Raw genomic sequence first — 14,181 nt, 5'->3', positions numbered from 1 at the left:
CCGGACAGCGCGTCAGCCCTGCGCCGCACGGTAGGCCGCGACCACCGGTGCCAGCTCGTCGGGCGTTGCGCCGTGCATGATCACCGCGTCGGCACCGTAGTCGAACTCCGCGCGGACCCGGGTAGCGCACTGTTGCGCCGAACCCGTCGCGGCGGGCTCCAACCACTCGTCGGGAATGAGCGTCGCGATGTGTTCGATCTGGTCGGCAGTGGCCTTGTGGTCGATGCCGCCGGCCACCGACTGCACCACGGCGTCAGCGCGGAAGCGTTGCAGCACAGCCGGATCCCATTCGTTGGTGCGGACCAGCAGGTCGCCGTATCCCTGGAGATAGGTCGCCAGGCGTGCCACGGTCTTCTTCAGCCGCAGCTCCTCGGGCAGGTGATCGCCGACGGTGGCGAGGCACGACCAGACGCACACCTGCCCGGGATCCCGGCCGGCCTGCTCGGCTGCGTCCTTGACGATGCGGACCGCTCGCTGCAGCGTCCGAGGCGTGAAATAGGTGTGAAGGATGACGTCGTCGAATCGGCGTCCGCCCAACGCCAGCGTCTGCGGACCGAAAGCGACGAGCGCCAACCGGATGTCTTCGTCGAAATCGCCGTCGAGGTAGAGCACCGGGTACTGCCCGATCGGCCCGTGATGGCCGATGATGGCCTCTCCGCGCCACAGCCTGCGCATCACCTGCGCGAAGTCCTCCATCTGCGCGGTGGTCACCGCGGGAACTCCGAAACCCTGGTAGATGGCCGCGATCCCGCGCCCGATGCCGAGGGTGAACCTGCCGCCGGAGAGCCGGTGCATCGTCGTCGCCCACGATCCGGTGATCAACGGGTGCCGAGTGTTGTGGTTGGTCGCCGCCGTTGCGATTTGCATGCGCTCGGTCACCGCCAGCGCTGCACCGGTCAGCGAGGCGGCCTCTTTGGTGTTCCACCGTTCGGAGAGGAACGCGGTGCCGACGCCGAGCGCCTCGCCCTGCCGCGCTTCCTCGAGGAGGCTCGCCGGTCCGTCGCCTCCTGCGCCGGCCAACAGGTAGCACCCCAGCTCGTCGAGCACCCGGTCCATGGCACGACCATACAACTTTTCGGCATGTGTTCACTCGATCGCCGGTGCCGTCTAGAGTCCACATCATGTCAGAGCCGACGTCAGAGCCGATCCACTTCAGCGTTCCCGGCGCCGTCGACGCCATCGCCGCAGCCATCGGCGATCGCGAATTCATCGTTCAGGGCGACCGGCGGTTCACCTACACGCAGATCGCCGAACGGTCGAACCGGCTGGCACGCTATCTCCACGGGCAGGGATTGGGGTGCCACACCGAGCGCTCGGGCCTGGCCGGCCACGAGGTGGGACAGGACCTGCTCGGCATCTACGCCCACAACGGCTCCGAATACGTCGAAGGCATGCTCGGTGCGTGGCGGGCCCGCGTGGCCCCGTTCAACGTGAACTACCGCTACGTCACGAGCGAACTGCAGTACCTGCTCTCGGACGCGGGCGCCACCGCGATGCTCTACCACGCCGCCTTCGCCCCGCGCCTGGCCGAGGTGCTCCCCGACCTGCCCTCGGTGAAGGTGCTCATTCAGATCGCCGACGACTCCGGCAACCAATTGCTGCCCGGCGCAGTGGATTACGAGTCGATCGTGGCCGACGGCCCGGCCGATCCCCCACCGGTCGAACCGTCCCCCGACGACCTCTACGTGCTCTACACCGGCGGCACCACCGGAATGCCCAAGGGTGTGCTGTGGCGCTCCCACGACATCTTCATGGCGTCGTTCGGCGGGCGCAGCCTCTACACCGGCGAGACCGCGACCAGTTACGACGACCTGGCCGCGCGATGCGCCGAATCGCCGGGGACGAAACTGCTGGTGCTGCCGCCGCTGATGCACGGCGCCGCACAGTGGGCCGTGATGACGTCGCTGACCATGGGCCAGACCGTGGTCTTCTCGGCGGTCACCGATCACCTCGACGTCGACGACGTCGTGCGCACCATCGAGCGCGAGAAGGTGCTGACGGTGACCGTGGTCGGCGACGCGATGGCGCGGCCCCTGGCGGAGGCATTCAAACGCGCCGACGCCGATCTGTCCTCCCTCGCCGTGGTGGCCAGCGGTGGCGCCCGGCTGACGCCGACCGCCAAGCAGCGTTTGATCGACACCAAACCGGGCCTGATGGTGGTCGACAGCGTGGGGTCCTCGGAGACCGGCGCGCAGATGACCCACATGTCGGCACCCGGCGCGGTGTCGACGGGCACCTTCACCGCCGGACCCGACACTCTCGTCGCCGCAGAGGATCTCGGCTCGATCCTCGAACCGGGCCACGACGGCATCGGCTGGCTGGCGCAGCGCGGCTACGTCCCTCTCGGCTACAAGGGCGATGCGACGAAGACGGCGGCCACGTTTCCGGTCATCGCCGGTGTGCGCTACTCCGTGCCGGGCGATCGGGCCCGCCACCTCGCCGATGGCGTGATCGAACTGCTCGGCCGGGACTCGGTGACCATCAATTCCGGTGGGGAGAAGATCTTCGCCGAGGAAGTGGAGTCCGCGGTCGCGTCGCATCCCGCCGTCGCCGACGTGGTCGTGGCGAGCAGGCCGAGTGACCGATGGGGGCAGGAAGTGGTCGCCGTCGTCGCGCTGGCCCACGGTGTCGAGGCGACCGCCCAGGAACTCATCGACCACGCCGGTACGGTGCTCGCCCGCTACAAATTGCCCAAGGCCGTGGTGTTCCGGCCGGTCATCGAGCGCAGCCCGGCCGGCAAGGCCGACTATCGCTGGGCCCGCGAGCAGGCGAGCAGCGAAAGCTGAACTGGCGCAACCTTTTCCACACACAGCAGCGGTGCGCCGCCTGAAGTCAGGCGACGCACCGCTGGTGTGACGAGATCAGGCGACGTCGCAGGCCGAGCCGTCGAGCAGGCACAGATCCTGATTGGCGCCGAGCAGGCCGCCGGACTGCGCACCCGTAAAGCTCAACAGGTTGCTCTGCGCGCTGCCCTTGCCGTAGGGCGTGTAGAAGTCGTAGTCCGCCAACCCCTTCGACGCGTTGTAGATGTTGGGCAGCGGGATCGTCCCGAACAAGGTGCGCAGTTCGTAGCGCGTCTTGTCGCCGTCCGGGTCGGGCATCGAGTAGTACCCCTCACCGAACGGGGAGTTGCCCATGTACTTCATGTTGAAGATGGAACCGACCGGCGGCACCTCGCCCTTACCGGTGCCGACCCCGTTGACCGAGCTGTTCACGTCGGTCACCAAGATCGCCTTGGAGTAGCCGCGGGAGATGTCCCACTGGGTGCTGACATCGGCATCGACGGTTCCGATCTTGACGCCCTTGGAGTAGACGTCGAACTGCTGGTAGCCCTGGACGATGACCTCGCGCGGCGGCAGGCCGTTCACCCCGGTGTAGATGATGTCCGACGTCGGTTTGAAGGTGTAGTCACCGACCGTGTATTCATCCCGGTCCGGCTCGTCGGAGGCGTTGAAGTTCAGCGGCAGCTCGTCGACGACCTGGCCCTTGCGGGTCTGCGAGATGAGCAGTGTCTTGGTGATGTCCTTGCCCTCCTGCGGTTTGGAGTAGTACAGCGCGTAGGAGAACTCGTCCTTCCAGTAGATGATGTTGTACACGGTTCCGACCGGCGGGATGTCGCCGGCGTTGACGCCGGAAGCTCCGTCGGTGGACGTGACGATGATCGCCTCACTGGTGGTGCCCCAGAAGTCCGACGTCACGGTCGCTACGCCGTCGAACGTGCCCATCAGCTCGTCCGTGCCTTCTTTGTAGACGCCGAACTTCTGCGTGCCCTGGATTGCGTTGAACAGTGGTTCGTATCCCACGAATCCGGTGAAGTTCAACGTGTCGTCGGTGACCGGCTTGATGTAGTAGCCGTCCTGAGTGTGGATCGGCCGGTTGATTCCCTCGTAGTCGGTGAGGAAATCGGCTCCGCTGTAATTGATCCGGAACGGGTCGGGGTTCATCCGGAACGACCCGAAGCGGGTGATGTACTTGTACGTCACCACGTCCTTGCCGTCTTGGGCGAGCGCCGAGTACTGCGTGCCCCCACGGCCGTTGGTGACGACCGCGAAGATCGAACCGTCCGGCGGGATGTCCTTGTTGTCGACGCCTTGCTCGTAGCCCTCGGCGACGTTCTTGACGTCGAGGACGACGATCTGCAGCGACCGGTTGCCCGAACCGATGTCGTTGTTCATGGCGACCAGACCGCTGATGGTGGCCACCGTGTCGCCCGTCGTGGGATCGACGAGATCGAAGTCCTGCTTGCCCTGCAGGACGCCCGGGAACGCCGGCACCATCGTGTACTTGCCGTAGAACGAGGTGATCGTGGGCTCGCCCACCGGACGAACCTCGAGGCCGTTCCACACCATGGTCGGATCGCTCTGCTGGGCCTGCGAGTCGAGTTCGCGGCGTGAGGCCGCCGCGACCAGCCACGCGAACGGGGAGTTCGCGCCGGGGGCGGCCGGCGAGTTACCGGTGAACACGTCGAGGAAGCGCTTGAACAGCGTTGCGAGCGGGCCCTGGGACACGGTCGTGGTCGACGCCTCTTCGGTGTCCGCGGCGACCTCGGTGGTCGTCTTCGCCACGGTGTCTGCGGTCGAGACCGTGACCAGCGTCTTGGGTGTCGTCGCCGCCTCCGGGGCGTCGACGGTGATCGATGACAGCAGCCCCTTCAGGCCCTTGGTGTCCTTGGTGGTCTTCGACGGCGACACCTCGTCGGTGTCAGTGGGCGTATCGCTGTCGCCACCGGTCGAGGCGCCGGCATCGGCGGGCTTCCACGACCAGCGCGGCTTCTTCGTCGGTGTCGTCGCCGAGTCGTCGTCCCCGGGGGTCGCGGTCTCGTCGTTGGAGGGCACCTGCGGGGTGTCGGACGGTTGCTCGGTCTCGGTACCCGGCTTCGGCTTGTGACCGCCGAACAGGTTCGACCAGACGTCCTTCAGGTCCTTCTTGCCGGACCCCTTGTCCGCGTCGGTGTCGTCGTCGGCCCCCTTGCCGCTTCCGGTGTTCTTGGCGACCTTGTCACTCTTGTCGCTCTTGGCGTCCTTGTCGCTCTTGGCCGTGACCTTGGTTGCCTCGTTGCCCGAGGCGCCGCCGGTGGTCTGGCTTCCGCCGGTGTCTGATGTCGATCCCGAGTCCGCGGAGTCCGCATAGGCGACCCCTTGGCCCGCGAAGACCGCGGCACCCACACCCAGGGCGACCGCCAGGCCTCCGATACGACCGACGTAACAACCAGCGTTCATTGCTCTCCCCAGGGGCTACACAGCGACTTGTGACCGAAACTATACAAATTGCGGACCGCTTCCACAGCCCTTTCCAGCGTGAGCCAGAAAACTTTCATTTTTTTGCTGAACGACGAACGACAACCGCCTCGCCCACCGTCGGTCAGCTGACCTTTCTCGGCAGGTCGAAGGTGTCGTACACGTAGGACAGGTCGTTCTGGATCCGCTCGGCGCTCAACCCGAAACGGTCCGGCGCGTGCTGGTGCTTGCTCTTGTACGAGCGTTGCTTCTCCGCCTGGGCGCGCACCTCGGCCAGGAACGACGCGGTGGGCTCGATCTCGGCGAACTCGCAGATGCGCTCGATCGTCGGCTCCAGGTTGTGGATCAGGTCGGGATAGCGCACCACGCAGAGGTTCTTCTCCGGGATCCGGCCGGACACATAGGCGTCGTGGAACACCTTCAACATCGCGCAGGACGCCTGGTAGAGGTTCTCCACCCAGCGCTGCTGGTCCTCGGCCGAGGTGCGGTTAAACGCGTCGTAGCCGTTCTCCAGCACACTCGCGATCAACGACATCCCCGACGGGATGACCTCGACCGGGTCGCGCACGATGTAGATGAGCTTGGCATCCGGATAGCGCTCGAGGACCTCGTCGAGGCGGAAGGTCAGCATGCTCGTCTTGGCGAGGATGCGACGATCGTTCTTGTAGTAGAGATTCCTTCGCCAGAGCTCCTCGTAGTAACGGAAGAAGCGTTCCCGTTCCTGGGGTGCCGCGCCGTCGATCCCGAAGCAGCGCCGGGACAGGTCACTGCCCCAGGTGTCCTGCCAGGCCAGGAAATACGCCCAGGCGAAGGGGCCGTCGAGGGTGTGGAAGAACCATGCCGGATCGTCGGTTTCGATGCCGCGCAGACTCGTGTCGTGCACATCCGACGGGTGATACCGCGCCGGAGAGAGCCGGTCCAGCTTCGGCACGATCCGACCGAGCAACTTTCGCGCGGTGATCGCGGGAAACAGCATCTCCCAGAGCTCGAACGCGGACAATCCGCCATTGCTCAGCAGGAAGCGGTGCAAGAACGTGGTGCCACTGCGCGGGTTGCCGATGATGAAGATCGGGCGATCGAGCGGTTCGTCCTTGTAGCGCGGGAACACCACGCGATCCAGGCGCATGGTCACCGCCGAGATGCCTCCCCGCAGTTGCAGGACCGCGAAAGTACCGAGCGGCCGCAGCCACAACCCGAACGTCTTGTTGATGACCCGGTAGACGCGCAGGTACCGCTCCATTCAGCCCTCCCACACGGCTGCGGCACCCACGATGGTGAAACCGGCGGCGGCACTGGCCATCACGATCTTGTCGCCCGGCTCGACCGTGCCGTGCTCGAGGCGGTACTCGAGCGCCAACGCCCACGCGGTACTCGCGGTGTTGCCGAACAGTGAGTGGGTGTGCACACACGCCTGGGGGCGTGCCCCGAGTTCGGTGAACACCCTCTCGAGCACCGCCTCACTGGGCTGATGCAACGCGTAGTGGTCGATCTCCTCCGAGGACCAGCCGAGCTCGCCGAGCATCTCGCGGAGCGCGGGCGGCACGTGGACCGACAACGCGAACAGTTCCTTGGACTTCGAGGTGAAGTGGCCGTCGATCGGGGTCTTGCACAGGTCGTAGTGCTCACACAGGGTCTTGTGGAAGATGCCTTCCAGCCGAGCACTTCCGCCCTGCAGCGGTTCCCGCGACACGACCAGCGCGGCAGCGGCGTTTCCGAGCGTCAGCCCGGCCGCGAACACGGCCACGTCCTGCAACGACCCCATGTCGTAGGCGATGCGGTCACGAGTCAGCTCACCCGCGCAGATGAGCGCAGTGTTCATCTCCGGATGCAGTGCGAAATACCCGGCGACGGTGTGCATCGCCTCGATCAGGCCGGCACACGCGCAGGTCACGTCGACGGCGTGCAAGGGGCGGGCGCCCAGCATCCCCGCGACCTCGGCAGCCGTCGCCGGCTCGAAATTGCCGCGGGCGATGCCGCCGTACACCACGAGATCGAGATCGGTCGCCGACACTCCGGTGCGCTGCAGGCACGCCTGTGCGGCCTGCGTTGCAAACTCGGCCGGCATCAGCGTCGTGCTCTGATCCAGGTAGCGCGTCTTGGTGTTGCACCGGTCGAACACGTAGCGGATGGTTTGCTCCACCGAGTCCCACTCCGCGGCCGGACCTGAGAATTCGTTGCGAACGAGAGCGAGGACCTCGTCGTTGTCCATCGCGGTTTCCGGCAGCACGGTGGCGGGCCGCGAGAAGTAAAGAGTTGGAAGCGTCATGAGCCGATCCCCCTGTTCAGTGGTGGCGCGATCGTTGCGTGAGCAGGTCATAACCTATGAGCCACGGGGCGGCTCCGCAATCGCAGCACACGAAACATAGCGTTTCGCTACTGCGCATTGGAAGCTACCCCGCCGTTCGACACCTGTCAGCGCTTTGGGCAAGTCTGTGGATTCGGCACGACCTTCCACCAGGCCGCTCCTAGCTATCCCCCGACGCGGCCCTTTATATTGACAGTTCCGTCATATTTTTTCCTGGGCAGAGATTAGCTGATGATTTCCTGTGTGGGGCGCGAATCGTCATCAGTGTTTTCCTGCCGATCATGTTTCCGCTACCGGCCAGCAACATCGGTCAGCGCGCCGATAGCCTGAGCGCGTGCGCTGGATCATCGACGGGATGAACGTGATCGGCGCCAGCCCGGACGGTTGGTGGCGGGACCGGCACGCAGCGATGGTGAGGCTGGTGCACGCGCTCGAACGATGGGCGGAAGCCGACGACGTCGAGGGGACCGTGGTGTTCGAACAGCCGCCGCGTCCGCCGATCGGCTCCGCGGTGGTCACCGTCGCTCATGCGCCCGCGGCAGCACCCGATTCCGCGGACGACGAGATCCTCAGGGTGATCCGCGACGACGACCGCCCCGACGATCTCGTGGTCGTCACGTCCGACCGTGGCTTGGCCGATCGGGTCCGCTGCGCCGGGGCCACCGTGGCACCTCCCCGACACCTGCGCACGCTCCTGCAGCAATGGTGATTCTCGGCGATCACTCGATCACACCGCGACCCGCCAGGTGATCGATCAGCGGGGCCGCCGCTGCGGTGAGGTGCTCGGCCATCGCGGCGCGGGCCTGCTCCTGGTCGTGGGCGGCGAGGGCGGCCAGCACGCGCCGGTGATGCCGATTCGACTCCTCCGGCCAGCCGCCGACCGCGGGAAACACCGCTTCGGGTGCATACCGGGTGATCTGCGACATCAGCTGCGCCAGTTTCGGCGAATGCGCGGCGACGTTGATCGCGCGGTGGAACTCGTGATTGCACCGGACCGCGCGTTCACCATCGCCGGCGGCGTACGCCGCCTCCAGATCGGCCTGCACCGCGGCCAGGTCGGCCAACGCGGCATCGGTGATCGCGCCGGCTGCGCGGGCGGCCAGTTCTCCTCCGATGAAGGCCTGCACCTCCGCGACATCGGTGATGTCTCGCCGGGTGACCCGTCGGATGACGAAGCCGCGCCGCGGTTGTTGATCGAGCAGACCTTCGGCCTTCAGCTCGAACAGCGCCTCACGCACGGGGGTCACACTGATGCCGAGTTCGGCGGCGAGTTGATCGAGACGCACGTAGCTTCCTGCGGCGTACGTCCCGTCGAAGATCCTGCGTCGCACCACCGCCGCCACATCGTCGGCGAGTTGCGGCCTGCTCGCGAAGTCGGGTGCGCTCACGGTCACACCCGGTAATCGGCGAGCAGCCGCTTGCTGATGATGTTCTTCTGGATCTCGCTGGTGCCCTCGCCGATCAACAGGAACGGTGCGTCGCGCATGAGCCGTTCGATCTCGTACTCGCTCGAGTACCCGTAGCCGCCGTGGATCCGGAAGCTCTGTTGAGTGACCTCGGCGCACATCTCGCTGGTGAAGTACTTCGCCATACCGGCCGCCACGTCGTTGCGGTCACCGGAGTCCTTGAGGCGCGCCGCGTTGACCATCATCAGATGGGCCGCTTCGACTTTGGTGGCCATCTCGGCCAGCGCGAATGCGATCGCCTGATGCTCGGCGATCGGTTTGCCGAAGGTGCTGCGCTGCTGTGCGTAGCGGACCGCGAGTTCAAATGCGCGGATTCCGACGCCGCACGCACGGGCGGAGACGTTGACGCGGCCGATCTCGACGCCGTCCATCATCTGGAAGAACCCCTGCCCGGGAGCCTCGCCGAGGATGTCGGTCGCCTCGGCGCGATAGCCGTCGAAGATCAGCTCCGTGGTGTCGATGCCCTTGTAGCCGAGCTTGTTCAGCTTGCCGGGAATGGTGAGGCCGGGCACCACTTCGCCGAAGCCGGCGGGCTTTTCGATCAGGAAGGCGGTCAGATTGCGATGTGGGCGCTCCGCCCCCTCGTCGGTGCGCACCAGCGCGGCGACCAGCGTGGAGCTGGCCCCGTTGGTCAGCCACATCTTCTGTCCGTCGATCGTGTAGGTGCCGTCGCCGTTGTCGACGGCCCTGGTCCGGATCGCCGCCACATCGGAACCCAGTTCGGGCTCCGACATCGAGAATGCACCGCGGGTCTGACCGGTTGCCATGCGGGGCAGGAGATTTCGCTTCTGCGCCTCGGTGCCGTGCTGGCGGATCATGTAGGCGACGATGAAGTGTGTGTTGATCACGCCGGACACGCTCATCCAGCCGCGGGCCAGTTCCTCGACGCACAGCGCATAGGTCAGCAGCGATTCGCCGAGACCGCCGTACTGCTCGGGAATCATCAGCCCGAACAATCCCATGTCCCGCATGCCGTCGACGATGGCCTGCGGATAGGTGTCGGAATGCTCGAGCTCCTGAGCCGCCGGAATGACCTCTCTGTCGACGAATGTCCGTACTGTCGAGACGATCTCGGTCTGAAACTCGGTCAGCCCCAGGGTTTGCGCCAGTCTGGTCAAGGCATCGTCCTTTGAACGACGGTGATCCTTTCGAAGACGGCCGCCATGCCCTGCCCACCGCCGATGCACATGGTCACCAACCCGTACCGACCGCCGCGCCGCTCCAGTTCCCGGGCCAGCGTCGCGAGCATCCGACCGCCGGTGGCGCCGACCGGATGTCCGAGGGAGATGCCCGATCCGTGGACGTTCGTCCGATCGGCATCGCCGGCACTGAACTCCCATTCGCGCATACATGCCAGCGCCTGGGCGGCGAACGCCTCGTTCAGCTCGATGAGGTCCACATCCGCCGGCCTCAGCCCGGCTTTGGCGAGCGCCTCGCGGGTCGCCGGCACGGGGCCGATGCCCATCACTTCGGGACCGACGCCGGCGACCGCCCACGACTTCAGCGTGACCAGCGGGGTGAGGCCGAGCTGCTCGGCCTTGTCTGCGGTGGTGACCAGACACATCGACGCCGCGTCGTTCTGTCCGCTCGAATTACCTGCTGTCACAGTCGCTTCCGGGTCTGAGGCAGCAAGGATCGGCCGGAGCTGGGCCAGCTTGTCGACAGAGGTGTCGGCTCTGGGGTGTTCGTCGGTGTCGATGACCTGCGGACCGCCACGGGAGGTGACGGTCACCGGGATGATGGTCTGCGCGAGCAGGCCCTCCGCGCGGGCCGCGACCGCGCGCTGGTGTGAGCGCACCGCGAGCTCGTCCTGTTCCCGGCGCCCGATTCCGTATCGCCGGCGCAGATTCTCGGCGGTCTCGAGCATGCCGCCGGGCACGGGATGATGCTTGCCGCCCGCGGTCGTCCTGCCTCGCACCAGGGCGTCGTGCACCGTCACGCCGCCACGGGCGCCACCCCAGCGCATGTCGGTGGAGTGGAAGACCGCGTTGCTCATCGACTCCGCCCCGCCGGCCACCACCAGATCGTGGTCGCCGGCGCCGACCTGTTGACAGGCCTGGATCACCGCTTGGAGACCGCTTCCGCAGCGCCGGTCGATCTGCATGCCCGGCACGGTCACCGGAAGACCGGCGTCGAGGGCGATGATGCGACCGATCGCCGGTGCTTCCATGGACGGATAGCAGTGTCCGACGATGACGTCGTCGATCGCATCGGAGGGCACACCGGTGCGCGCGAGCAGGCCCTGCAACGCCGCGACCCCGAGGTCGACCGCTGTCAGCGATGCGAACATGCCGCCGTAGCGACCAATGGGTGTGCGCACTGGCTCGCAGATCACCGCGTCGCGCATCACAGGTGGCGGCCGCCGGTCACTTCGAGAACCGTTCCGGTCATGTAGGAGGACAGATCGCTGGCCAGGAACAGCGCGACGCCTGCGACCTCGTCGGGCTCGCCCGCCCGGCCCATCGGCACTTCGGCCACTTTCGAGTCCCAGATGTGTTGCGGCATGGCCTCGGTCATCGCCGACCGGATCAGCCCGGGTTGGATCGCGTTGACCCGCACCCCCAGATAGGCGAGTTCTTTCGCCGCAGCCTTCGTCATCCCGACGATGCCCGCCTTGGCCGCGGAGTAATTCGTCTGACCGATCATGCCGACCTTGCCCGAGATCGACGACATGTTCACGATCGCTCCGCGCTTGTTCTCCCGCATCACCGCCGAGGCGGCCCGGAGCCCGTTCCACGTGCCTTTGAGGTGCACGGCGATCACTTGGTCGAACTGCTCCTCGGTCATCTTGCGCATGGTCGCGTCGCGGGTGATGCCCGCGTTGTTGACCATCACGTCCAGGCCCCCGAACTGCTCGACCGCGGCCGCCACCAATGCGTCGACCTGCTCGGCGCGGGTGACGTCGCACTGCACCGCACGGGCCACCTCTGCCCCGCCGAGTGCATCGGCCGCGGCCTGCGTCGCGTCGAGATTCACGTCGCCGAGCACCACGCGGGCCCCCTCATCGACGAAACGCCGGGCGATCGCCAGACCCAGCCCCTGTGCGCCGCCGGTGATTACGGCAACCCGCCCGTTCAGTAATCCCATGTGCCCATCCTCACGTCGTCGGACTTCGAGGCGATATCGTATTTCATATATCAAATTACCGATGCGACCCGAGGAGACCCATGACGAGCGCCGAGGTGAATGACGAAGACTTCCGCGAGATCCTGGCGCAGACGCGTCATTTCGTGCGGACCGTGGTCGTGCCCCGCGAGCAGGAGATCCTGACCGAGGATCGGGTGCCCGACGACCTTCGCGAGCAAGCCAAGAAGATGGGCCTGTTCGGTTACGCCATCCCCCAGAAGTGGGGCGGCCTCGGCCTCGACCTGAGTCAGGATGTCGAGCTCGCCATGGAGCTCGGCTACACATCGCTGGCGTTGCGGTCCATGTTCGGCACCAACAACGGCATCGCAGGACAGGTGCTGGTCGGTTACGGCACCGACGAGCAGAAGTCCGCCTGGCTGGCACCGATCGCAGCGGGCGACGTCGTCGCGTCGTTCGCGTTGACCGAGCCCGGCGCAGGATCGAACCCGGCGGGCTTGCGCACCAAGGCAACTCGCGACGACAGCGGTCCGGATTCGGGGTGGATCATCAACGGCGCCAAGCAGTACATCACCAATGCCCCGACCGCGGACCTGTTCATCACCTTCGCCCGCACGCGTCCCGCCGACGAGCAGGGCGCCGGTATCGCGGTGTTCCTGGTTCCCGCCGACGCGCCCGGCGTGACGGTCGGCGCAAAGGACAAGAAGATGGGACAGGAGGGCGCTTGGACCGCCGACGTCACTTTCTCCGATGTGCGGGTGGGCCACACCGCGCTGGTCGGGGGTACCGAGGACGTCGGCTACCGAGCGGCGCTGTCGTCGCTGGCCAGGGGCCGGGTCCACATCGCGGCGCTCGCGGTGGGCACCGCCATGCGCGCCCTCGACGAATCCGTCGCCTACGCCGCGACCGCGACCCAGGGCGGCACACCGATCGGCGAGTTCCAGCTCGTGCAGGCCATGCTCGCCGATCAGTACACCGGAGTCATGGCAGGCCGGGCCATGGTCCGCGATGCCGCCCGGCTGTGGATGAGCGGCGAGGACCGCCGGCTGGCGCCTTCGGCGGTCAAGTTGTTCTGCACCGAGATGGTGGGCCGCGTGGCCGACCTCGCCGTCCAGATCCACGGCGGCGCGGGTTACATGCGGGACGTGCCGGTGGAGCGGATCTACCGCGACGTGCGGTTGCTCAGGCTCTACGAGGGCACCAGCGAGATCCAGCGGCTCATCGTCGGCGGCGGCCTCGTCCGAGCGGCCGCTGCAGGCCGCCGCTGATCAGCCGACGAAGCGCACGATGGACTCGGCGATCGCGGCGGGTTTCTCGGAGCCCTCGATCTCCACGGTGACCGCGAGCGCGGCCTGCACCGCGTTGTCGAGTTGATTGACCGTCGAGATCTGCGCCCGCGCGCGCAACCGTGCGCCCACGCGCACCGGAGTGATGAACCGGACCTTGTTGTAGCCGTAGTTGATCGCCATCGCCACGTTGTCGACGGTGTAGAGCTGGTGGGTGAAGTGCGGCAGCAGCGACAGTGTCAGCAGCCCGTGCGCGATGGTCCCGCCGAAGGGCCCGCCGGCCGCGCGTTCCGGGTCCACGTGGATCCATTGGTGATCGTCCGTGGCGTCGGCGAACAGATCCACCCGGCTCTGCGTGATCTCGAGCCATTCGGTGGGTCCGAGCTGCGACCCCTCCGCCGCGACGAACTCAGCCAGATCCTTGAACTTCTTCACCCTGCGTCTCCTTCGACCCCGTAGCCCTGATGGCGCTCCTCACAGTGCCACAGCACGGTCGCGCGGCACCGCGTCGGATCGCTGCCGCCGAAATTCTGTCAGCTCGTGCCGATGATCGGTTCTCATCGTGGTGGAATTGCACAATGCCGTCGGTGATTTCGTTTTCTGGATTGTTCACGCGCTAATTCATCAAATCGACGCGGGACCGACTGCAGTTCTGTCGCTTATGTCAATAATTGGTGCGGCGATATCCCGTCGCCATCGCCATTTGCGGATTTGGCAAACAGCCCTACCGAGCGGAATCGATCCGCTGACCGCTCGGCTCAGCTCCCCCGCGGCGCCGTATGCGCGCGGACAGAGGTTTCGCG

At 66.4% G+C, this 14,181-nt stretch carries 12 protein-coding genes; 3 read left to right on the top strand and 9 right to left on the bottom strand.

All coding sequences use genetic code 11. From position 1 onward, the window contains the following. Positions 1-12 precede the first annotated feature (12 nt). Positions 13-1,056, bottom strand: a complete 1,044-nt coding sequence (locus ACXYX3_RS08235) for a TIGR03857 family LLM class F420-dependent oxidoreductase (RefSeq protein ID WP_458611303.1) — start codon at positions 1,054-1,056, stop codon at positions 13-15. 65 nt (positions 1,057-1,121) lie between these two features. Here ACXYX3_RS08235 and ACXYX3_RS08230 point away from each other — a divergent pair, with 65 nt between their 5' ends. Beyond that, positions 1,122-2,786 (top strand): acyl-CoA synthetase, encoded by a 1,665-nt coding sequence (locus tag ACXYX3_RS08230; protein ID WP_458611301.1) that lies wholly within the window; start codon positions 1,122-1,124, stop codon positions 2,784-2,786. A gap of 75 nt (positions 2,787-2,861) precedes the next feature. Here ACXYX3_RS08230 and ACXYX3_RS08225 read toward each other — a convergent pair whose 3' ends face one another. The 3 genes from ACXYX3_RS08225 to ACXYX3_RS08215 form a co-directional block, all read right to left on the bottom strand. After that, entirely contained in the window at positions 2,862-5,219 is a 2,358-nt protein-coding gene (locus ACXYX3_RS08225) for a hypothetical protein (protein ID WP_458611299.1), read from the bottom strand. A gap of 142 nt (positions 5,220-5,361) precedes the next feature. Next, positions 5,362-6,477 (bottom strand): sulfotransferase family protein, encoded by a 1,116-nt coding sequence (locus ACXYX3_RS08220; RefSeq protein WP_241203963.1) that lies wholly within the window; start codon positions 6,475-6,477, stop codon positions 5,362-5,364. Next, complete coding sequence (locus ACXYX3_RS08215; protein WP_241203962.1) at positions 6,478-7,503, bottom strand: 3-oxoacyl-ACP synthase III family protein; 1,026 nt, start codon at positions 7,501-7,503, stop codon at positions 6,478-6,480. Between the two features lie 373 nt (positions 7,504-7,876). Here ACXYX3_RS08215 and ACXYX3_RS08210 point away from each other — a divergent pair, with 373 nt between their 5' ends. Then, positions 7,877-8,251 carry an NYN domain-containing protein gene (locus tag ACXYX3_RS08210; protein ID WP_458611297.1) on the top strand — a complete coding sequence of 125 codons (375 nt, stop codon included), beginning with the start codon at positions 7,877-7,879 and terminating at the stop codon, positions 8,249-8,251. A gap of 10 nt (positions 8,252-8,261) precedes the next feature. Here ACXYX3_RS08210 and ACXYX3_RS08205 read toward each other — a convergent pair whose 3' ends face one another. Genes ACXYX3_RS08205 through fabG form a run of 4 tightly spaced genes read right to left on the bottom strand, consistent with a single transcriptional unit; the run spans position 8,262 to position 12,095 of the window. Next, a complete protein-coding gene (locus ACXYX3_RS08205) occupies positions 8,262-8,930 on the bottom strand; it encodes a GntR family transcriptional regulator (RefSeq protein ID WP_241203960.1) in 669 nt (222 codons plus the stop codon). Positions 8,931-8,932: 2 nt separating this feature from the next. Beyond that, positions 8,933-10,126 carry an acyl-CoA dehydrogenase family protein gene (locus tag ACXYX3_RS08200; protein WP_241203959.1) on the bottom strand — a complete coding sequence of 398 codons (1,194 nt, stop codon included), beginning with the start codon at positions 10,124-10,126 and terminating at the stop codon, positions 8,933-8,935. After that, positions 10,123-11,355 (bottom strand): acetyl-CoA C-acetyltransferase, encoded by a 1,233-nt coding sequence (locus ACXYX3_RS08195; protein ID WP_458611294.1) that lies wholly within the window; start codon positions 11,353-11,355, stop codon positions 10,123-10,125. The genes ACXYX3_RS08200 and ACXYX3_RS08195 overlap by 4 nt, the downstream gene beginning before the upstream one ends. Further along, the gene (fabG, locus tag ACXYX3_RS08190) at positions 11,355-12,095 is read right to left on the bottom strand and encodes a 3-oxoacyl-ACP reductase FabG (protein ID WP_241203957.1); all 741 of its coding nucleotides are present in this window, start codon (positions 12,093-12,095) and stop codon (positions 11,355-11,357) included. The genes ACXYX3_RS08195 and fabG overlap by 1 nt, the downstream gene beginning before the upstream one ends. Before the next feature lie 80 nt (positions 12,096-12,175). Here fabG and ACXYX3_RS08185 point away from each other — a divergent pair, with 80 nt between their 5' ends. Then, positions 12,176-13,360: an acyl-CoA dehydrogenase family protein gene (locus tag ACXYX3_RS08185; RefSeq protein ID WP_458611292.1), complete on the top strand. Its 1,185-nt coding sequence runs from the start codon at positions 12,176-12,178 to the stop codon at positions 13,358-13,360. Here ACXYX3_RS08185 and ACXYX3_RS08180 read toward each other — a convergent pair whose 3' ends face one another. After that, positions 13,361-13,813, bottom strand: coding sequence for a MaoC family dehydratase (locus ACXYX3_RS08180; RefSeq protein ID WP_241203955.1), 453 nt, complete (start codon positions 13,811-13,813; stop codon positions 13,361-13,363). It abuts the gene before it with no gap. Positions 13,814-14,181: the final 368 nt, after the last annotated feature.

Source organism: Mycobacterium sp. Panama NTM2 (genome assembly GCF_054355555.1).
The sequence above is the reverse complement of the archived record's forward strand: the minus strand, read 5'-3'. Positions and strand labels throughout refer to the sequence as shown.